At 30.7% G+C, this 21672-nt stretch carries 19 protein-coding genes, 2 rRNA genes and 1 pseudogene (1 of these 22 cut by a window edge); 17 read left to right on the top strand and 5 right to left on the bottom strand.

Annotation, left to right across the window (positions count from 1 at the left end; translation table 11 throughout):
* From DZ67_RS0101035 to DZ67_RS0100980, 12 genes and pseudogenes are all read left to right on the top strand, one after another.
* Nucleotides 1-1747: ribosomal RNA gene (locus DZ67_RS0101035) — 23S ribosomal RNA — on the top strand (it extends 1159 nt beyond the left edge of the window).
* Nucleotides 1748-1805: 58 nt separating this feature from the next.
* Nucleotides 1806-1921, top strand: a 5S ribosomal RNA gene (rrf, locus tag DZ67_RS0101030).
* 398 nt (nt 1922-2319) lie between these two features.
* Nucleotides 2320-3516 (top strand): M48 family metallopeptidase, encoded by a 1197-nt coding sequence (locus DZ67_RS0101025; protein WP_024790515.1) that lies wholly within the window; start codon nt 2320-2322, stop codon nt 3514-3516.
* Nucleotides 3513-4469, top strand: a complete 957-nt coding sequence (locus DZ67_RS0101020) for a DNA-methyltransferase (RefSeq protein WP_024786857.1) — start codon at nt 3513-3515, stop codon at nt 4467-4469. Before DZ67_RS0101025 ends, DZ67_RS0101020 begins: the two co-directional genes overlap by 4 nt.
* A gap of 3 nt (nt 4470-4472) precedes the next feature.
* On the top strand, nt 4473-5336 hold the full coding sequence (locus DZ67_RS09625) for a helicase HerA domain-containing protein (RefSeq protein WP_051440274.1): 864 nt from the start codon (nt 4473-4475) through the stop codon (nt 5334-5336).
* 220 nt (nt 5337-5556) lie between these two features.
* A pseudogene (locus DZ67_RS09620) lies at nt 5557-6734 on the top strand (IS256 family transposase).
* A gap of 114 nt (nt 6735-6848) precedes the next feature.
* Nucleotides 6849-7820, top strand: a complete 972-nt coding sequence (locus tag DZ67_RS0101005; protein WP_201768311.1) for an ATP-binding protein — start codon at nt 6849-6851, stop codon at nt 7818-7820.
* Nucleotides 7821-8132 carry a hypothetical protein gene (locus tag DZ67_RS0101000; protein ID WP_024791696.1) on the top strand — a complete coding sequence of 104 codons (312 nt, stop codon included), beginning with the start codon at nt 7821-7823 and terminating at the stop codon, nt 8130-8132.
* A gap of 79 nt (nt 8133-8211) precedes the next feature.
* Nucleotides 8212-9144: a hypothetical protein gene (locus DZ67_RS0100995; protein ID WP_024791695.1), complete on the top strand. Its 933-nt coding sequence runs from the start codon at nt 8212-8214 to the stop codon at nt 9142-9144.
* Between the two features lie 13 nt (nt 9145-9157).
* Nucleotides 9158-9817 carry an SDR family NAD(P)-dependent oxidoreductase gene (locus tag DZ67_RS0100990; protein ID WP_024791112.1) on the top strand — a complete coding sequence of 220 codons (660 nt, stop codon included), beginning with the start codon at nt 9158-9160 and terminating at the stop codon, nt 9815-9817.
* Nucleotides 9801-10943 carry an NAD(P)/FAD-dependent oxidoreductase gene (locus tag DZ67_RS0100985; protein ID WP_051428452.1) on the top strand — a complete coding sequence of 381 codons (1143 nt, stop codon included), beginning with the start codon at nt 9801-9803 and terminating at the stop codon, nt 10941-10943. Before DZ67_RS0100990 ends, DZ67_RS0100985 begins: the two co-directional genes overlap by 17 nt.
* On the top strand, nt 10933-11718 hold the full coding sequence (locus DZ67_RS0100980) for a peptide chain release factor N(5)-glutamine methyltransferase (protein ID WP_024786850.1): 786 nt from the start codon (nt 10933-10935) through the stop codon (nt 11716-11718). Before DZ67_RS0100985 ends, DZ67_RS0100980 begins: the two co-directional genes overlap by 11 nt.
* On the opposite strand, the gene DZ67_RS0100975 is transcribed toward DZ67_RS0100980, so the two are convergent.
* Together DZ67_RS0100975 and DZ67_RS0100970 are read right to left on the bottom strand one after the other, a co-directional pair.
* Complete coding sequence (locus DZ67_RS0100975) at nt 11696-12271, bottom strand: MarC family protein (RefSeq protein WP_024786849.1); 576 nt, start codon at nt 12269-12271, stop codon at nt 11696-11698. The genes DZ67_RS0100980 and DZ67_RS0100975 overlap by 23 nt on opposite strands.
* Nucleotides 12268-12543, bottom strand: coding sequence for a hypothetical protein (locus DZ67_RS0100970; RefSeq protein WP_024786848.1), 276 nt, complete (start codon nt 12541-12543; stop codon nt 12268-12270). Before DZ67_RS0100970 ends, DZ67_RS0100975 begins: the two co-directional genes overlap by 4 nt.
* A 41-nt stretch (nt 12544-12584) precedes the next feature.
* Here DZ67_RS0100970 and DZ67_RS0100965 point away from each other — a divergent pair, with 41 nt between their 5' ends.
* Nucleotides 12585-15338 (top strand): MutS-related protein, encoded by a 2754-nt coding sequence (locus DZ67_RS0100965; RefSeq protein WP_024791694.1) that lies wholly within the window; start codon nt 12585-12587, stop codon nt 15336-15338.
* Here DZ67_RS0100965 and DZ67_RS0100960 read toward each other — a convergent pair.
* The 3 genes from DZ67_RS0100960 to tatA form a co-directional block, all read right to left on the bottom strand.
* The gene (locus DZ67_RS0100960) at nt 15335-17155 is read right to left on the bottom strand and encodes a DUF505 domain-containing protein (protein WP_236617798.1); all 1821 of its coding nucleotides are present in this window, start codon (nt 17153-17155) and stop codon (nt 15335-15337) included. The genes DZ67_RS0100965 and DZ67_RS0100960 overlap by 4 nt on opposite strands.
* A gap of 196 nt (nt 17156-17351) precedes the next feature.
* Entirely contained in the window at nt 17352-18077 is a 726-nt protein-coding gene (gene tatC, locus DZ67_RS0100955; protein ID WP_024786846.1) for a twin-arginine translocase subunit TatC, read from the bottom strand.
* Nucleotides 18070-18309, bottom strand: a complete 240-nt coding sequence (tatA, locus tag DZ67_RS0100950; RefSeq protein ID WP_024786845.1) for a twin-arginine translocase TatA/TatE family subunit — start codon at nt 18307-18309, stop codon at nt 18070-18072. The genes tatC and tatA overlap by 8 nt, the downstream gene beginning before the upstream one ends.
* Before the next feature lie 75 nt (nt 18310-18384).
* On the opposite strand from tatA, the gene serB reads away from it, so the two are divergent.
* The 4 genes from serB to DZ67_RS0100930 are packed head-to-tail and all read left to right on the top strand — an operon-like array spanning nt 18385 to nt 21669.
* On the top strand, nt 18385-19005 hold the full coding sequence (serB, locus tag DZ67_RS0100945) for a phosphoserine phosphatase SerB (RefSeq protein WP_024786844.1): 621 nt from the start codon (nt 18385-18387) through the stop codon (nt 19003-19005).
* Nucleotides 19006-19014: 9 nt separating this feature from the next.
* Nucleotides 19015-19959, top strand: a complete 945-nt coding sequence (locus tag DZ67_RS0100940) for a transaldolase (protein ID WP_024786843.1) — start codon at nt 19015-19017, stop codon at nt 19957-19959.
* A gap of 1 nt (nt 19960) precedes the next feature.
* On the top strand, nt 19961-21085 hold the full coding sequence (locus tag DZ67_RS0100935) for a type IV pilus twitching motility protein PilT (protein ID WP_024786842.1): 1125 nt from the start codon (nt 19961-19963) through the stop codon (nt 21083-21085).
* 47 nt (nt 21086-21132) lie between these two features.
* Nucleotides 21133-21669 carry a 50S ribosomal protein L25/general stress protein Ctc gene (locus DZ67_RS0100930; protein ID WP_024786841.1) on the top strand — a complete coding sequence of 179 codons (537 nt, stop codon included), beginning with the start codon at nt 21133-21135 and terminating at the stop codon, nt 21667-21669.
* Nucleotides 21670-21672 lie beyond the last annotated feature (3 nt).

Here is a 21672-nt window from a genome sequence, read left to right as displayed (position 1 = left end):
AAGTCGTAGATTCTTACTTTGTAAGAGTGGTAGGAGAGCGTTGATGAGAGCGTAGAAGCCGTACCGGTAAGGAGCGGTGGAGCGTCATCAAGTGAGCATGCAGGCATGAGTAGCGATAAAATGGGTGAGAATCCCATTCGCCGAAAGCCCAAGGTTTCCTACACGATGTTCGTCAGTGTAGGGTTAGTCGGGGCCTAAGATGAGGCCGAAAGGCGTAGTCGATGGGGAAACGGTTAATATTCCGTTACCTACTAACAATGAGCCGAAGGGGGGACGCTTGGGGTTAACCGAGGTCACTGATGGAATAGTGGTTCGAAGGGTGTAGGGTGAAGAGTAGGCAAATCCGCTCTTCAATAGCCCGAGACCCGACAGGCCTCCAAAGCTCTTCGGAGCGGAGGGGGAATCGGAGATGCCCTGAGCCGAGAAAAGCCTCTAAGGCGATTGAGTTGTTAGTAGCCCGTACCGTAAACCGACACAGGTGGGCGGGATGAGTATTCTAAGGCGCGTGGAAGAACCCTCTCTAAGGAACTCGGCAAACTGACACCGTAACTTCGGGATAAGGTGTGCCCCGAGTAGGTGAAGCTCCTTGCGAGTGGAGCCGAAAGGGGTCGCAGCACAGCGCTCTTGTCGACTGTTTACCAAAAACACAGCACTCTGCTAACTCGTAAGAGGAGGTATAGGGTGTGACGCCTGCCCGGTGCCGGAAGGTTAAGGGGATCCGTTAGCCATAAGGCGAAGCGGTGAACTGAAGCCCCGGTAAACGGCGGCCGTAACTATAACGGTCCTAAGGTAGCGAAATTCCTTGTCGGTTAAATACCGACCTGCATGAATGGCGTAACGAATGAGGGGCTGTCTCAGAGAGGGATCCAGTGAAATTGTAGTGGAGGTGAAAATTCCTCCTACCCGCGGCAAGACGGAAAGACCCCGTGGACCTTTACTACAGCTTGGCATTGTAGGTGGGATATCCATGTGCAGGATAGGTGGGAGGCTGAGAAGCCAGGGCGCCAGCTCTGGTGGAGCCGATCTTGAGATACCACCCTTGGATATCCTGCCTACTAACCCGCAGGAGTAATCCTTCTGGGGGACAGTGCCTGGCGGGTAGTTTGACTGGGGCGGTCGCCTCCTAAAGAGTAACGGAGGCTCACAAAGGTTGGCTCAAGGCGGTTGGAAATCGTCTGAAGAGTGTAAAGGCACAAGCCAGCCTGACTGCGAGAGAGACACCTCGAGCAGAGACGAAAGTCGGTCTTAGTGATCCGGTGGTTCTGAGTGGAAGGGCCATCGCTCAAAGGATAAAAGGTACCCCGGGGATAACAGGCTGATCTCCCCCGAGAGCTCACATCGACGGGGAGGTTTGGCACCTCGATGTCGGCTCATCGCATCCTGGGGCTGGAGCAGGTCCCAAGGGTATGGCTGTTCGCCATTTAAAGCGGTACGCGAGCTGGGTTCAGAACGTCGTGAGACAGTTCGGTCCCTATCTGCCGTGGGCGCAGGAAGGTTGAGGAGAGCTAACCCTAGTACGAGAGGACCGGGTTGGACGAGCCACTGGTGTACCAGTTGTCCTGCCAAGGGCAGCGCTGGGTAGCCAAGCTCGGAAGGGATAACCGCTGAAAGCATCTAAGCGGGAAGCCCACTCCAAGATGAGCCTTCCCATGAGGGTGCAGGAAGACTACCTGCTTGATAGGCTGGGGGTGTAAGCCCTGCGAGGGGTTGAGCTGACCAGTACTAATAACCCGAATGGCTTTTAAGCGGACGTGAGACAAGACTTTTAACAGCTAATTTTTAATTTATAAGATAATATATTTAAGCTTAGTGGGCAAAGCGGAGGGGAAACACCCTGTCCCATTCCGAACCAGGAAGTTAAGCCCTCCAGCGCTGATGATACTGCACCCTGCGGGTGTGGGAAAGTAGGTCCCCGCTAAGCTTTAATATGTTATCTTCTTTATCATTAATCCTTTTTTATTGTTTACTTACTATCATTTTGGGTCTGGCACCTTTGATATGCAGAGTATAATATTCATTATCTCCTTATATATATCGTTATTATGGCTCCTTGCTTATTTTAATTTATTTATATTAATTAATTTATGTTTTATTTTCCTTTATGTTTAGGTACTGACTAAATAACAAAAAAGTTAAAATATAACAGAGTTGCGGAATTTAACAAAATTTGAGTGGTGCTTTAGCAAAATGAAGCATTGAGCTGTAATATTTTTATCTTTGAAGTTATTTTAAAATATTTACATTTAGTCAGTCCCTATGTTTATAATGATTTTATATAATTAATTAAATTTGATAAAATTCTTTAAAAAAGGACAAATTTTGGTAAATTTATTGGTAGGTTTATTTGGTCTTTATATTTTTGTAAAAATTATTATAGAAATAAAAGAAGTTTTTTATATTAAAAAAGTTTTTCCTGAAATTGTTTCATTTATGAATGTAGAAGAGTATAAAAATTCTGCATTTTATGCTATTTATAAACACACTCTTAATATTTTTAACGCATTAATAAGTATGTTTTTGGTTGTATTTTGGATGAGTGGGGGATTGTTTATTATAAATTTTTTACTTTACAAAAATACATTGCTTAGTGAACTGGAAATTTTATTTGTTTTTTTTGTGGTAAATTATCTTTTAACACTTCCTATAAATATATGGGAAAAACATATTGATAAAAAATTTGGATTTAACGTGGCTCCATGGAAACTTTTTTTTGTGGATGAAGTTAAAAAAATAGTCCTGTTTTTAATTTTAGGCGGGGCATTTTTTGCAGGGTTGATTTATTTTATAGAACATTTTAAAAACTGGTGGATTATAGGGTTTGGTTTTACATTTTTGGTAGTGATTTTAATAAATGTTTTATATCCTATATTTGCAAGTATTTTTAATAAATTTGAGCCGTTACAAGACGAAGAACTTAAAACCGATATTGAAAATATGATGGAAAAAGTCGGGTTTAAAAGCAACGGTATTTTTGTAATGGATGCAAGCAAAAGAGATACAAGACTTAATGCCTATTTTGCAGGGCTTGGCAAAAGTAAAAGAGTTGTTTTATTTGATACGCTTTTAAAAAAACTGAATAAAAATGAAATTTTGGCAGTGCTCGGGCATGAACTTGGGCATTTTAAACACAAAGATATATTAAAAAATATTGCGGTTGTCGGAGTTATGCTTTTTATAATTTTTGCAGTTTTTGGAAATTTACCTGATAATCTGTTTAAAGAGATTCATGTACCTAAAAACGGGGTAAATATAATTATTTTGGCATTGTTATTTATGGATATGATTATGTTTATATTGCAGCCTTTTGTTAATTTAATAAGCAGACAAAATGAATTTGGTGCAGATGAAATGGGAAGTGAATTGGTCAGCAAAAAAGACTTGGCAAGCGCTCTTAAAAAGCTCGTAGCAGAAAACAAACATTTTCCTCATGTAAGCAAACTATATTCATTTATTTATTATTCACATCCACCGATTTTAGAGAGGTTAGAGAAACTTGAAAAGGAAGATAAAGTATGAGTTTTTCATATAAAACTATAAAAGGTAAAATGTTTTGTGAAGATTTTTTTTCTTTATATGATAATTTTTTAAAACAAAACTATAAAAATAAATTTCAATTAATTATTACTTCTCCTCCTTTTCCTTTAAATAATAAAAAAAAGTATGGAAATTTAAAAGGGGAAAAATATTTAAATTGGTTTGAATCTCTTGCACCTATTTTTGAAGATTTGTTAAAGGAAGATGGTTCTTTAGTAATTGAAATTGGAAATTCGTGGGAAGAGAAAAGACCAGTTCATTCTTTATTACCTTTTGAAGCTTTATTAAGATTAGTAAAAAATGAAAAAGCAAATTTAAGGCTTATTCAGGAATTTATAGTATATAATCCTTCAAGATTACCATCTCCAGCACAATGGGTAACAGTAAATAGAATTCGCACTATTGATAGTTATACAAGAATTTGGTGGATAGCAAAAAGCGATTTTCCAAAAGCAGATAATAGAAAAGTTTTAAGACCTTATAGTAAAAGTATGAAAAATTTATTAAAAAGAAAAAATTATAATTCAGGAAAAAGACCATCAGAACATAATATAAGCGAAAAAAGTTTTCTTAAAAATAATGGGGGAAGTATTTCTCATAATTTGTTTGAATTAGAGCCATTGGATGAAAATAGAGAAGTTAGATTGCCTTATAATGTATTAAGTTTTTCTAATACATCGTCTAATGATTCTTTTTTAAAAAAATGTAGAGAACTTGGCATTACACCTCATCCAGCCAGAATGCATCCAGGTATAGTTTCTTTTTTTGTAGAATTTTTGACTGATGAAGAAGATTTGATATTAGATCCATTTGCAGGCAGTAATACTACAGGATTTGTAGCAGAAAAGCTTAATAGAAGATGGATAAGTTGTGAGTTAAAAAAGGAATATGTTGAGCAATCTAAACTAAGGTTTGAAAACATAATAAAGGAATAAACAATGAGTATAAGTAGTTTATTTGATAAATTAGATGAAATTGTTTCAATTGACATTTTAAAAGAGGGCAATAAAGAAGAATTTTTTGTTGGAAATCCATTTTATATAGACTATGAAACTATTAAATTATTAACTTGTGATTTTTGGAAATGTAATGTAAAAGGTATTCCAAAAGGGTGTTTTCTTTTAGCTTTTTATAAAGGTGAAGCAGAAAAAGAAAATAAAGAGGCTTTATTATTAAGAGTTATAAATCCAACAAAATTGCCGATGGATAATGATATTATCACTACTATGATAGCATATTATAAAGAAGATAAAGATATAACAGGTAGAGAAGGTTCAAAAAAAGAGAGTAAATTAGACCCATATACAAGATATGAATTAAGTTTTTCTGGTATTGAATGTCGCATATTAGGAGTTTTTTATAAAGATAAAAAAGGAAAAGTAAGATTTGGAGCTGATATTGAGAATTATTATTCTCCAAATAATTATAAAGTTTATAAAGCTAATAGTGAGATTTTAAAGTTTATAGTAAATCAAGGAATGAAAGAATTTATTTATAATGAGAGTGAATCAGGAATATTTAAAATAGGTAATGTAAGATATTCTTCTACACAAAGGTTTCAACAAGAAGAATCAAAAGTTCCTGCTTATATTTCTTCTAAGGATTTTCTTGGAACAAGAACTGCTTTATTTGGTATGACTAGAACCGGTAAGTCGAATACGGTAAAAATGATTATAAAAGCAGTAAAAGAAATTTCTGAAAAAGCTATAAATAAGTATTTACCTAATGCTCCTATAGATTTATCAAAAGATGATGCTAAATCTTTTAATAATGAAGGTAAACCAAAATATAAAGTAGGTTAAATAATTTTTGACATAAATGGAGAATATGCAAATCCTAATTTACAGGATGAAGGAACAGCAATTTATGATGTATATAAAGAAGATGTTATAAGATATAGTGTTGTTGATAAGCCAAATTTTAAAGTATTAAAAATTAACTTTTTTGAAAATGTAAGATACCGCTTCAAAATTTGTGTAAGATAAATTAGAATAAGAAAAAAATAAAATGAAAGGATATATTATGAGAAAAGAAGCGGTATTAAATAATATAGATTTTAAAGAATTAAGCAAACAATGTAAAACTCAAGAAGATATATCAAAATTAACAAAAGAATTTATGAAGAATATGATAGAGAATATGCTAAAAGCAGAGATTGAAGAGTTCGTAGAGAATAATGATATTTCAAAGAATGGTTATTACTCAAAAACAGTTCGTAGTGACAGTGGAGAGATTAGGTTAAATATTCCAAGCCTCAAGTAGTAAAAAAAGGCCAAAGGACTATCAGTGGGATAGATGATAAGATAATAGCAATGTATGCGAGAGGGATGAGTTTAAGAGATATAGAAAAACAGGTAAAAGAGATGTATGATGTAGAAATGAGTGATAGCTTAATTTCAAGAATAATAGATAAAATAACTCCTGAAATAAGAGAGTGGCAAAATAGGACATTAGACCCCATATATCCAATAGTATATATGGATGCTATGGTGTTTAAAATAAAAGATGATAACGGTTTTTATAAAAACAAAGCATTACATTTTGTAATAGGAATAAATTTAGAAGGCAAAAAAGATTTACTTGGTATGTGGATAACAGAGAATGAAGGTGCAAAATTTTGGTTAAACATTGTAACAGAGCTTAAAAACAGAGGAGTAAAAGATATTTTAATAGCTTCGGTTGATGGATTAAAAGGGTTTAGTGAAGCAATAAACTCTGTTTTTCCTCAAACTATAGTACAAAGGTGTATTATTCATCAAATTAGATATTCAATGAAATATGTTGGTTCTAAGTACCAAAAAGAGTTTATGGCTGATTTAAAAAAAGTATATAAAGCTCCAACAAAAGATGCAGCTGAAATTGCATTACTTGAACTTGAAGAAAAATGGGGAGAAAAATACCCATTAGCTGTTAATTCTTGGAAAAACAACTGGGAAGAATTATCAACTTACTTTGAGTATTCAGAACCTATTAGAAGGATTATTTACACTACCAATACTGTTGAAGGATTTAACAGACAAGTTAGAAAAATAACTAAAACGAAAGGAGGATTTAATGATGATGATTCGTTAAAAAGACTGGTATATTTAATATATAAGGATATTTCAAAAAAATGGCTAAAATCCATATCAAATTGGGCTGAAATTATCTCTCAATTTGGTATAATTTTTGAAAACAGACTAAAACCTTATTTAAAATGATTTTTATGCTTTACACAAAAAATGAAGCGGTCTCGAAATGTAAAAGAGGCTTTTTCTTTAATTAAAAAATTTCTTGAAGAAAGTGGTGATAATAGTGATTATGTTAGAAGTTTTTTGTCAATAGATTTAACGAAACCAGATGATTATGATGAAAATCATAGTATAAAAACAAGATATGATAGAAAAATAGCAGCATATAAATGTATGTTGTATAAAGCAGGTTTTAAACCTTATAAAAATAAAATTAAGTTTCCAGGAAAGGAAAAAATTAATGAACTTGTAAAACCTAATAGTCCAATAAATCCATATAAAGAAATTTCATATGAAGAAGCTTGTATTTGGTTTGAAGAAGCTTGGAAAAATTATAATAAATGGGAGTTTTTTTCTAACTATAAGAAAAAAGAAGGAAAAGAATATTTTGATGAAGATATTCAATCGATTTTAAGAATGCTGACAAAGATTAATAAACCTGGTTCTAATAATTCAATTAGTGGTTTTTTAAAAATTAGACCAATGGCAAAATATCATACAAATACTTTGAAAGAATCTTTTGAATTAGAGATTCTAAAAAATCTTAGAAAAGGAAAAATAGTTATAATTGATTTATCGCAAGGAGATGAAGAAATTCAAAAAGTCTATTCTGAAAGGATTTGTGAATATATCTTTAATGATTCTATGAAAAGATTTACAGAATTAAAACCAAATAATTTTATTCAATTCTATTTTGAAGAAGCTCATAATTTGTTTCCAAAAAAAGAAGATAAAGATTTAACTCAAATTTATAATAGAATAGCAAAAGAGGGTGCTAAATTAAATCTTGGTATGATATATGCTACACAAGAAGTTAGTTCAATTAGTTCAAATATATTAAAAAATACGCAAAATTGGTTTATAGCACATTTAAATAATGAAGATGAGTTAAAAGAAATAAAAAAATTTTATGATTTTGAAGATTTTTTAAATTCTTTAAAAAAATTTAGTGTTGATACTGATAAAGGATTTGTAAGAATGAAATTATTATCTAATCCTTTTGTAATACCTGTGCAAATAGATAAATTTAAAAAAGAAAATCAAAATGGGTTATAAATGGGTTATAATAGTAGTGGAAAAAAACCTATAGAATTTGCAGGTAAAACAGGACATAGTGAATTTATAGATGAAGAAAGTAAAAAATTTTTATCACACTGTTATATACCTCAGCAAAAATTTGATTTAAATAATTTCAGTAATTTATTTAATGCTTTAGATGAAAAAGATAGCAATATAAAATATGTAATTGCAATAGATGGTGGATTGTCTTCCATAACAGCAAAAAAATTTCCAAGTTCAAAGTTAGTAGCTATAAAAATAGGGGCTTTATTTTTAGATTCTAAAAAAGATTTAAAATTTAAAAGATAAAGAATTTATTTCACCAAAAGAAATAAATACCATAAAAGATGCTGCTAAATCAAAATTTATTTTACCTGTAAAGAATATAATGAATGATAATTATGAAAGTTTTACACATTTTGTTAGAAGTACAATTTTTAATTTTTTTAGTAAAGAAAATTTTAATCTTGCATCAGCTTTAAAGTGGTTAATTTTTAGAGAGTTTCGTGATATTCCTGAAAATGAGTGGAATTTAGCTACTCATCCTATAAATCCTAATATTAAAAATATAAAATTAAAAAGGTCAGAATTTGTAAATTTTGTAACAAATAATAATGGTGAAATTTATATTACAGATATTTTAAGACTTCATGAATTAATTGATGAAGATACCGGGGCGGAAGGAATTGTTAATTATCTTTTATCCGCTATTGAGCAATTATTAATGATATTTATTATTAAAGAAATATATACAAGAAATCCATCTAAGTTATCCGAATTTTTATTTATACTTGATAGACCTTTAGCATTTTTTGGACAGACTGCAAATTTACATAAACCTATGAGAGAGATGATAGTATATTTTTTATTAAAAGGAATTGAGTTAAATATTATAGGAATTGAAAAAAGTGGAGCTTTTGTTGAGCATGCAAAAATTTTAAGTGAAGAAAATGTTTTAAAAAAAGGAGAGTATATTTTACTTAGTAATGATTATATTTATAAAAATATATTGCCAAGATTATATAATGATGAAAATTTGTATGGAAGAACAACTTACTATGGAGGCAAAGTAATATTTAATTCTAAATATGAAAATATAAATGTATGTACTATACCAATTAAAAACTATGATAAAATAAAAAATCCTAATGTTGAAGATTTTGTTAATTTAAATGAGATATTGAATATAATACAAACTTTAAAATGCAATATGTATGAAAATTCAATTTTACCTATTGCATTAATAAATAATGCGGTATCAATTTCTAAATATCCTGGAGAAATTTCATTAAAAAGATTTTTTAAATCTATATTGAATTAATTTAGGGGCAAATATGAAAGTTTTAATTACAGGAATAAGTAGAGGAATAGGTTATGGATTGGTAAATGAATATCTTGAAAGAAGTGATGAAGTTTATGGGATTGGGAGAAGTTGTCCTTTTGACATTCCTTTTTATAAAATTGATTTAACAAATATTGAAAATTTATATAAAGCAGTTGAAGCATTTAACACTGATTTTGATTTAGTTATTTTAAATGCGGGGATATTGGGTGAAATTAAATTAATGAAAGAATGGAGTGTAAAAGAACTTAATGACATTTTCATGGTAAATGTGTGGGCTAATAAAGTTTTAATAGATTTGCTTGAAAAATGGGCTAAAAAAATTGTAATTATCAGCAGCGGTGCTGCAGTAAACGGAAATCCCGGGTGGGGAGGATATGCTCTTAGTAAGTGTGTTTTAAATATGATGGTAAGTATATATTCAAAAGAAATTAATACTCCTGTTTTTGCCGTAGCTCCAGGGGTAATTGATACAGATATGGTAAGAAAAGTAATTTCAGCTGAGAGGGAAAAATTTAGCTCAGTTGAGAGAGTTGATAAAAGTAAAATTGAATTAAATGAAGGCGTGAGAAAACTTGTTAAACTTTTTGATAATTTAGATAAATTTGAAAGCGGCAGTTTTATAGATATAAGAAATGTCGAGATTGATTGATACTGCAATTTTAGGAGGAGGGGCAAGCGGTCTTTTTCTGGGAAGTCTTTTAAAAAAGAATTATTTAGTTATTGAGCATAATAAAGAAATCGGAGCTAAAATACGAATCAGCGGCGGTGGAAAATGCAATATTACCAATAAAATAGTAACCGAAAATAATTACAGAGGCGATAAAGAGTTAGTTAGAAAAGTTTTAAAAAAATTTTCAAATAAAGATTTACTTAGTTGGCTGAAAAGAAATAATTTAGAAATAATTGAAGCTAAAAAAAATCAATATTTTTTTAAAAGCAGTGAAATATTACTTAATTTTTTTAAAAGAAATGTAAAAAAGATACTCAAAGCAGAAATTATTGAGGTTAAATTTGAAAAGGACAGATTTAAAATTCTTACTGATAAACAGTTTTTTTATGCTAAAAATGTGGTTGTGGCAACAGGGGGGATAAGCTATAAAAAACTTGGTGCAAGCGATATTGGATATAAAATAGCCAAAAATTTTGGACATACAATCACTCCTCTGCGTCCGGCGCTTGTTGGATTGACAGTGCAAAAAAGTGAAAGCTGGTTTAAGAATTTAAGCGGTATTTCATTTGAATCTGTTGTAAAAGCAGGTGAGAAAAAATTTAGGCAAAATATTCTTTTTTCTCACAGGGGACTTACCGGACCTGCAATATTAAATGCATCTTTATGGTGGGATAAAGGTAAAATAAGTATCGGTTTTTTAAAAAAAGATGTATTTACTTTTCTTAAAAACCCAAATAAACAAATTTCTACTCAGCTCCCACTCCCAAAGAGATTTGTAAAAGAGTTTTTAAACGCCCAAAATTTAGAAGATAAAAAAGTTAAATTATTAAGCAATGCTGAAAAAGAAAAACTTAAACTTTTAAATAATTATGCATTCGCCCCGGCCGGAACTTTTGGATTTGATAGAGCTGAAGTTACAAAAGGGGGAGTTGATACAAATGATTTAAATGAATTTTTGGAAAGTAAATTTCAAAAAGGACTTTATTTCGTAGGGGAGGTTTTAGATGTGACAGGTGAGCTTGGGGGATATAATTTTCAATGGGCTTTTAGCAGTGCTTACAGTGTTTATTTAAACTTAATAAAAAGGTTAACAATTGAGGATTAAAGATGTTATAAAATTTCCTGAGAGTGTTTATATTTTAGAAAAACTTTTAAACAAAGATAAAGCATGGCTTTTTTTGAATGATGATTTGAAAGTACCAGAAGAATTTTTTGAAATTCAGGAAAAAGTAAAAAACGGATATCCGATTGAATATATTTTTGAAGAGGTCTATTTTTACGGAGATAAATTTTATATTAGTGAGGGGGTTTTAATTCCAAGGGATGATACTGAGGTTGTGGTTGATAGGGCGATAGAATTTATAAAAAGTTGCCAAGTTGCCAAGTACCGAGTACCAAGTACCAAGTTTAAAGTAATTGACTGCTGCTCTGGAAGCGGGGTAATTGCAATTGAGATTAAAAAACACACAGGGGCTGAAGTGATAGCAACTGATATAAATGAAATTGCCATTGAAGTTGCTAAAAAAAATGCAAAACTACATAATGTAGAAATTGAGTTTAAAAAATGTGATTTATTTAATGAAAAAGCCGATTTACTTATTGCTAATCCTCCGTATGTGGAAAATTCTTATCCTAAACCAAATAAATTTGAACCTGATGAGGCATTTTATGGTGGGAGTGATGGGCTTGATATTGTAAAAAAACTTATTAATAAAGCAATAGAATTTAAAATCCCTTATGCAATAATTGAGATAGGGTATAATCAAAAAGAACTTTTAAGTAAATTTTTAAAAGAAAAAGGGATAAAAAAGTTTGAATTTTTTAAAGATTTAGCTGGAAATATAAGAGGAGTTGAAATTATTTTAAATGTAGATAATTAGCTATTCCATCAAGTAACATTTGAACTGAAAGGGCGATTAACAACATTCCCATAAGTTTTTCTGCAGCATTGAAAAATTTATATGGAATAAATTCAGCCAAATAGGTAAAAAATATAATTATAAATGATGTTAAAGCCCATGAGATGATAGAAGCAGTAAATAAAATATGAAAATTGTAACTGTTTGATAACAATAAAAGAACGGCAAGCAGTGACGGTCCGGCAATCATCGGAATGGCAATCGGTACTATTAATAAATCAGTTTTATCCGTATTTTCTGTTTCATTTGATGGAAAAATCATTTTTAATGCTATTAAGAATAAAATTATTCCGCCTGCAATTGAAACAGACGCTTCACTGAGTCCAAAAAGCTCTAAAATTTGCTTTCCAAATAATATGAAAATAAAAATTAAAAAGAGTGATATTAATAATTCTCTTATAAGTATTTTAATTTTTGTTTTTTTATCATAATTTTTTAATAAAGATATTAAAACAGGTAAATTGCCAAAAGGGTCCATTATTAAAAAAAGTGTAAGGGTTATTTTTACAATCATTTTATTATTTTTTTATTTAATTTTATATATTCAGGTTTTGTTTCAACACACTGCATAGCAGGTGATGTGCTTGTATTGTCTCTGAAAATAACAATACAATGCATTTTTGGAAATCCCTGAGTGTCAAATTCATAAACCCTCGGGTTGGCGCCGGTTGTTTCAATCGTATAAGAGATAGTATTAACAGTTTTTTTAAAAACCCCTACTATTGTGTTCCAGTTTATTGCCAAGGCAAAATTTGCAAAAATAATAATAGAAATTAATTTTTTCATAAAATTCCTTTTTGATATAATTATATATAAAAAAGGTAATAATGGATATTAATAAATTCCTTAATAAAAAAGGAAAACTTTTAACTGAAATATATTTTGAACTTCAAAAATATTATGATAATTTGTATCCAAATGCCGTTGTTTTAATGGAAGTCGGAACTTTTTTTGAAACATATGAAACAGATGGAATTGGAAAAGCAAGAGAAATAGCAAATATTTTAAATATTCAACTTACAAAAAAAAATAAATCAATACCCAATATTGATGTGAAAAATCCTTTAATGGCAGGTTTTCCAAATCATGCGCTTGACAGATATTTAGAAAAATTAATAGAAGAAAATAAATACACTCTGATTCTTATAAAACAAAAAGGCACACCTCCTAATGTAAAAAGATATCTTTCTGAAATAATTTCACCAGGGGTAAATTTAGAATATTCAAAAACGTATGAAAATTATGTAACTTCCATAATTGTCGAAAAATACAATGCTTTTCATGTGGGATATGCAAATATTGATATAAATACAGGAAAAAGTTACATATACGAAAACTATTCTACAAAAGATGATGTTAGCTTTGCCCTGGATGAACTGTTTAGACTTCTTCAGACATATAAATCAAACGAAATTATTTTAACTTTAAAAAATGTTGATTGTGATGAAATTGTGAATTATTTGGAACTTGACGGTAAAAATATAATTATAAACAGAACAAGAATGAACATAAATTATCAAAATGAAATTTTTAAAAGAGTTTATAAAATACATTCGCTTTTAACTCCCATTGAAATTATGAATTTGGAAAAATATCCGTTAATTACAGAATCTTTGGGTATTTTGCTTGAATTTGTCATTTCCCACAATAAAGATTTGATTAAACACATTAAATTTCCTGAACTTATAGAAGATGAAAAATTTGTATATTTAGGAAACAATCCCATCAAACAGCTTGAAATAGGTAAAGTCTTAAAATTAATAGATAAAACTAAAACCCCAATGGGAAAAAGGCTAATTAAAGAGAGGCTTTTTAATCCCATAAAAGATGAAGAAGAATTAAAAAAAAGGTATAAAGCCGTAAATTTTATGCTTAACAGGTTTAAGAAATTTGAAGAATTACTTAAAGACATATATGATCTGGAAAAAATAGACAGAAAAATAAAATTAAAACGACTTCATCCGTTTGAGCTAAGTTTTTTAGTGAGTTCCCTCAAATCATGCAGCGAAATTTATCTTCTGCTTAAAAAGAAATCTTTAAAAATCGATAATTTTTTAAATTATATTGAAAGGCATTTTGATTTAAACAAAATAAATGTAAAAATTGAAGATATAAAAGAAAATTTTTTTAACGAGGGTATAAATAAAGAGCTTGATGAATTGAATAAAGAAAAAAAACATTATATTAATGAACTTGTAAAAATCAAAGAAGAAATAGAAAAATTGGGTGATGTAAAAGTAGAACTTTCTCAATTGGAGAAAGAAGGTTATTATTTGAGCCTGACAAAAACAAGATTTAATTTAATAAAAGATAAATTTTTAAATACGTTTACACAAATAAACGGTAAAAATGTTTTTTTTAAAGATTTTAGGATTAAAAATTTAACTAACAGTGTGAAAATTTCAGGAGAGATTATAGAAGAAATAAGTGATAAAATTATAACTCTTGATAATAAAATAATAAAAAAAACTACAAAATTATATTTAAAAAAATTGGATGAAATATCAAGGGAATTTGATGTTTTACAATCTCTTTCGGATGAAATCGCACAAATAGACGTAGCGGTCAGCAGTGCCAAGGTTGCAAAACAATTTAATTATTTTATGCCTAAAATTTCAAATATTAGACCAATTTTTAGGGATTTAAGGCATCCGTTAATAGAAGTGAATCAGGAAAACGGAATTTATATTCCAAACGATATAGATTTCAATGAATATGACGGAATGCTTTTGTATGGAATTAACAGCTCTGGAAAAAGCTCTCTTATGAAAAGTGTAGGAATAGCCATTTTTTTGGCTCAAAGCGGTTTTTTTGTCCCTGCCAAAATGGAATTTAAACCGATAAACGGAATTTTTACAAGAATTGAAGCAAAAGATAATCTCTCAAAAGGACTTTCTACATTTGCGGTAGAAATGCTTGAACTTAAAAATATTTTCAACAGAGCCGATTCTAATTCCATTGTTTTAGGTGATGAGATAGCACATGGAACAGAAACTTTATCTGCTATGTCCATTGTCGCAAGTGCTGTAATTAAGCTTGCAAAAAAGAATATAAATTTTTTATTTGCAACACATCTGCATCAGTTGATGGATTTAGAAGAAATAAAAAATTTGCCCAATGTCGTCGCCAGGCATTTGGAGGTTTATTTTGACGGTGAAAAATTAATATACGACAGAAAACTAAAAGAGGGGAGCGGTAGCAGCGTATACGGGCTTGAATTTGCAAAATCAATTTATTTGGACAGTGAATTTTTAAAAACTGCAGAAAATATAAGAAAAAAATTAAATGAAGAATACAGCGAACTTGAACTTTTAATAAAAAAAAGAAAAAGCAGATATAATAAAAAAGTAATTGTTACAACATGCGCAATATGCGGGGCACCGGTTGATGATGTACATCATATTTTCCCAAAAGAACAGGCAGAAAAAGGATTTATTGACCATGTCCCCGTAAATCATAAATTTAATTTAATTCCTCTTTGTAAAAAGCATCATAAAATGGTGCATGTTGGAAAAATAATAATAACCGGATTTGTAACCACTTCAAAAGGAATAGAACTTCATTGGGAAGAAAAAAATTAACCGTTGAAAATCTCAACGGCTTTTAGCATAAGTAAGCCTGCTTCGTTTACGCTGTTTCTTCCTAAATATTTGGCTTCTCTTGCAGCAATATATGCTTTTTCAAAGCTTTCTTTGCCAAGATTTGATTTTTTAACAGCTTCTTTTATATTTTCAGGAAGAATTCTTATTTTTTTCTCTTTTACATACATACTGCCAGTTTCAGCTATAGCTTTTACAACTCTGTAAATTGTCGGATTAATAGGCGCTCCAAATCCTTCAGGAACTGAGCTTATAGCTTCATCCATCATTTTTCCATATTCAGTTTCTATAATATGTCCATCAGGCAATACTTCAACAAATCCTTTTGCTTCTAATTTATCTATTGCTTCAAAAATTCTTGTTTTTTCTTCTTCACTTTTTCCTTTTAAAATATCTTCACATGCAATTCCGTTATTTGGAATTATTTTGAAAATATCCATTTCATATTTTGTCATAAATGGTAACTTTTTATGAGTTGCAATTTCTTCATACATCAAACCGGATTTTGTAGGTTCATATGTACCTAAAATTCTTTCACGTCTAGCCTCTTCAACCCATTCTCTGTTTGGTGCACTAAACATTTTATTTGAAATTGCCAAAGTTTTAACCGACCAGCTGTGGATCGCTCTTTCATCTTTTTGGTCTTGCAGTACTTTTTTGCCATCTTCTGTAACAAAATATACTGCTTTTCCTTTTTCATCAACACCTTCTTCTATTAATCCGAAAGCTTCCAATGAATATAAATATTCTCTTAAATCAAAATTTTCTTCAAACCATTTTTTCTCATTTTCTAAATCTGTAAATTTTTTGACAATTTCTTGTTTTTTCTTTGGCATTTCATCAAGTCTTCTGCCATATTTTTCAATCAATTTTTTATATTCTTTAATTTTTCTTTCTAATAATTGTGCTTTTATTTCATCAAATGTAGGTGTTTCTTCAGGATTTTCAGGGACTTTTTCCTCCCAGATTTTTTGAATTGTTTTTAGAGTTTGGATTTCTTCTTTTTCAATAGCAAATGTTTTTAGCGGTTTTTGAGTTTTATCTCTATAAATTCTATAAACTTTAAGTGCTTTTTCTCCAGCTTTTGTTAATTCGTCTATATTTGTAACATATCCAAGGGATTCAAGGTCTGTAAGTGAATCAATGTCAATTTCTTCGCCGTCAGCCACTTTTGCAATGTCTTCTAAAATTGATAAATCAAGTACACTTCCTTCACTTGCCCAACCACCGTAAGTTAATGTCTCTTTTACAGCCTGGCCAAGTTCTGTAAATGTAAAATATTCTCCAACTGGAATTGAATATGCTATAAGTCTCATAGCTTCAAGTAAATCTTTGTTATTCTCTTCAACAGGTAAAAAATGAGCGTCTGTTGGTCCTATAGGTGTTTTTCTGATATATTCAGCAAGTTTTGCATCTATTGCAAGTTCTGGGTTAATTACTTTGTATGCTTCATATAAATCTATTGCCTCCTGGGTTAATTCTCCGTTTTTGGCAAACCCTCTTTTTTCTAGTTCTTCATTAGTTATTTTTGTAGTTTTGTTTTTATTTTTAATACTTGCATCTATCATTGCAATTACTTCACTGCTAATCCATTTAAAATCATCTTTCCATTCATCAGTTGCTTGAATATTTTTTATTTTATTTAATACTTCAGCTACTATTGAACCTCCATATGTAAATTCTGCAACCGCCGGCATTGGAAATCTTATAATTCCGCTTAAGGTTAACTCTTTTAATGCTTCATTATTAAGTGTTTCATTTTTTATTGTTTTTGTATCTGATTTTAATAACTCTAAGATAATTTTTCCGCATCTTTTTTATAATCATCTTTGCGCCTCCTGTTTTAATTTTTATAATTAAAGCAAATCAAAAAAACTTAGTCAATAATACTAAACTTAGATATAGATTTATACTTATGATTTTTATTAATCTAAATATTTATATGTTTTATAACTGTTTGTTTTTTTTAAATAATATTGCAGAAAAAGAAAAAAATTAATTTTCTTCTTTATAAGGATTTACAGCTTTTACTATCCAGATGGATAATCCGTAAAGAATTAAAAGAGGTGTGGCCATTGCAAGTTGGGAAAACAAGTCGGGAGGAGTTAAAACTGCCGCTACTATAAATATTATAACAACAGCATATCTGAAAAAATCCTTTAGCGTTTTATCTGTAATAAGTTCCAGTTTTGCCAGGAAATACGAAAGTACGGGAAGTTCAAACGCTATCCCAAAACCAATCATTATTTTAAGCGCGACACTCACATATTCGCTTATTTTTAGCATTGCAACAAAATTTTTACCGCCAAAATTGATTAATACCTTAAATCCGATAGGAAAAACTACAAAATATGCAAATGCAGCCCCCAAATAAAACATTATCGTACCGAATACAACAAACGGTAAAACCAGTTTTTTTTCATTGTCATAAAGTCCCGGGGCTATAAATTTCCATAATTGGTAAAGAATGACAGGTAAAGATGCAAAAAAAGCCGTATAGAGTGACACTCTTACTGCCGTCATAAATGGTTCCACCAGGTTGGTGAATATCATTTCTGAATTGCTGGAAGTATGTAAAACATCTGTTGCAGGTTTTGCCAAAATAACAAAAATATCTTTCCAAAAAAGAAAAGATAAAATAAAAAGTATGAAAAATACAACAACTATTTTAATAAGCCGGCTTCTAAGCTCAGCTATGTGAGGTGTTAATTCTTCAAGCATTTACATCTTTTTTTTCTGTTGTTTCAACCGTAGCGTCTTTAACATCAGCGTCTTTCTCTTCTATTTTTTCTACATCCTGATTTTCTTCTTTACCTTCACCTTCTTTTACCGCGTCTTTAAAATTTTTAATACCTTTGCCAAGACCGCTTGCCAGTTCCGGAATTTTTTTACCTCCAAAAAGCAGTAAAACAATTATTAAAATTACAATTATTTGCCAAGTTCCGATTCCCATAATAAATCCTTTTTGCAAAATTTTAGCATAAATTTACAAAAGTTTGATAAAATTTTGTAAAAATAAAGGAAAATTATGAAATTAGCTGTTTTTGATTTTGATTCAACATTGATGGACGGGGAAACAATAGATTTTTTGGCCGAACCGCTTGGGCTTAAAGATAAAGTGGCAGCAATTACCGAAATGGCTATGAAAGGTGAGCTTGATTTTTTTGAAAGTCTTGTAATGAGGGTAAAACTGCTTGAAGGTCTGGAAGAGCTAAAAGTTAATGAAATATGTCATAATCTTCCTTTTATGCCGGGGGCTGAAGAAACTATAAAAGCTTTAAAAAAAGACGATATTATAATAGTTGTTTTCAGCGGAGGTTTTAGAAATGCTACAAGTTATGCAAAAAAAGTTTTGGGATTTGATGCCGATTTTAGCAATACTCTTCATTCTAAAAACGGTATATTAACCGGTCTTGTTGGGGGAGAAATGATGTTTTCCCATTCAAAAGGGGAAATATTAAAGAGGATACAAAACATTTTAGGGGTTTCTTCTGATGAAACAATGGTTGTAGGGGATGGTGCGAATGATTTGAGTATGTTTAAATACGCAAAAACAAAAATTGCATTTTGTGCAAAAGAAATTTTGAAAAAAGAAGCAAATATTATAATAGAAGAAAAAGATTTAACAAAAATTTTGGAATTTATTTAAGGAGAGAATATGACGAGTATATGGGTGGATTATTTAGACAGGGAATTTTTGGAGAGTGAATTTAAAGAAATGGTTGAGAGCGGCTTGGTAAACGGTCTTACAAGCAATCCTTCGATTTTTGCAAATGCCATGAAAAAAAATATCTACAAAAATGATATAGAAAATTTAAAAGAGAACTCTTCAAAAGAAATTTATGAAGAAAACGCCGTTAAAGATATACAAAAAGCCTGCGATATATTAAAAGAAAATTTTGAAAATGATAACGACGGTTTTGCAAGTATTGAAGTTGACCCGAGACTTATTAACAATACAAAAGGCACAATAGATGAGGCTTTAAGACTGTATGATAAAATTGAGAGGGAAAATGTAATGATAAAAATTCCGGCAAATGAAACCGGATATAAAGCGATGGAAGAACTTGCAAAAAAAAATATAAATATAAACGCTACTCTTGTTTTTTCCCCGAATCAGGCGATGAGAGCTTTTGAAGCTATTGATAAAGGGAATGTAAAAGGGGTAATATCCGTTTTTGTAAGCAGATTTGACAGAAAATTAAATCCCGTTCTTGCTTCTTTAAATTTGGCGCAGGACAGAATCGGTTTTTTTAACGCTATAAAAATATATAATATGATAGAAAATGAAAAAAGTGAAAACATTAAAACACTTTTTGCATCAACAGGTGTAAAACAAAGCTATTTGCCTAAGGATTATTATGTGCAAAATTTATTTTTGCCAAATTCAGTATTAACATTGCCTCTTGATGTAATAGAAGCCATTAAGGATAAAGAACTTGAAGAATCATTTCATTTTCAGACAAAACATATAGATGCGTTTTTTGGGTTTTTGACACCTGCTGGAATTAATATGCAAAAAATTTATCAGGAATTATTTAACGAGGGTGTTGAAGCTTTTGAAAATGCATTTAATAGTATGCTTGATTCTATAAAGGAATAATATGACAAGAGAAGAACTGGTAAAATATCTTAATCTTTTGGTTTCAAAAGAAGGAAGTGATTTACATATCAAAGCGGGGGATGGGATAAGAATGAGAATTCAGGGAAAACTTGTTCCCGTTGAGAGTCCAAAACTAACAAGGGAAAGTATTGTTGAATTATTAAAAGAAATCTTAAGAAGCAGATTTGAGGAAATGGTTAGAAAAAAAGAGATAGATTTTAACTATAAATTGGATGAAAATTACCGTTTTAGGGGGAACGCTTTTTTTCAAATAGACGGACCGAGTCTTGTTTTTAGAACAATTCCAATAAATATACCGACCATTGAAGAGCTTAAACTTCCTCCTATCATAAAAAAATTTACTGAATCTGAAAGAGGTCTTGTTTTGGTAACAGGTGTTACAGGAAGCGGTAAATCCACTACACTTGCCGCAATGATCGATGAAATAAACAATAAAAAAGCAAAACATATTATTACTATAGAAGATCCTGTTGAATTTGTCCATAAAGATAAAAAATGTCTGATAAACCAAAGAAGTCTGGGGGAGGATACATTAAGCTTTTCCAATGCCCTAAGGGCTGCTTTAAGGGAAGACCCCGATATTATTTTGGTGGGAGAAATGAGGGATTTGGAAACTATGGAAATAGCACTTCATGCAGCTGAAACGGGCCATTTGGTTTTTTCGACACTTCATACACTGGATGCAAAAGAGACAATAAACAGGGTTATAGGTGTTTTTCCGCCAAGCGAACAGCATAGAATTAGAATGACACTTGGAAGCGTACTTGAAGGGGTCATATCTCAAAGGCTTGTTCCTACTGTTGACGGAAAAAGAACGGCTGCAATGGAAATAATGATAAAAACCCCGAGGGTAAAAGAACTTATTTTCCAAGGAAGGGATGAAGAAATCAAGGACACTATTGAAGAAGGTAAAAATATTTACGGTACTCAGAGTTTTGACCAACATCTTGTTGATTTGGTTATCGAAGGAAGAGTTGATGAAAAAACGGCAATAGAATATGCATCAAGCAGGGATGATTTTCTTCTTAAACTCAGAAAAGCAAAACTTGAAAAAGGTTTAGAAGTGGTAAATGACGCGAAAATAGGTTTAAAAGATAGCAATTAATTGAATTTTTTGTTATAATTTCCTTTCAAAAAATTTAAGGAGTTAAAATGTTACAAGGAATTATCAGAGAGAGTACCTCAAAAAAAGAAACCAAAAAACTTAAGAGGGATGGTTATCTGATTGCAAACATTTATGGAAAAGGAATTGAAAACATAAATGCTGCATTCAAAATGGGTGATTTTATTAAATATATGAAAAATAAAGAACATTTAATTTTTCCTGTCAAATTAGGAGATAAAGAATTAAAAGTTGTTGTTCAGGAATATCAGAAACATCCTGTAACAGGAGAACTTTTGCATGTTGATTTGTTGGTTGCGCAAGAAGGTGTAAAATCATATTACCATGTTCCTATCAGAGTAAAAGGAACACCTGTAGGTTTAAAAAACAAAGGTGTTTTAATTTATCACAGAAGAAGAATCAAAGTTAAAGCGGCACCAGAAAATTTACCGGATTTCTTCGAACTTGATATAAGCAATCTTGATGTGGGGGACAATATTTTAATCAGAGATATTAAAATGCCTGATGGAGTTGAATGTTTCTTAAATCCTTCTATTCCGGTAGTTGGAGTTATTAAAGCCAAATAATCT

The sequence above is a fragment of the Lebetimonas sp. JS138 genome, assembly GCF_000523335.1.
Lineage (GTDB): Bacteria > Campylobacterota > Campylobacteria > Campylobacterales > Nautiliaceae > Lebetimonas.
Note: the sequence above shows the minus strand (reverse complement) of the source record. Positions and strands in the feature narration are given on the sequence as shown.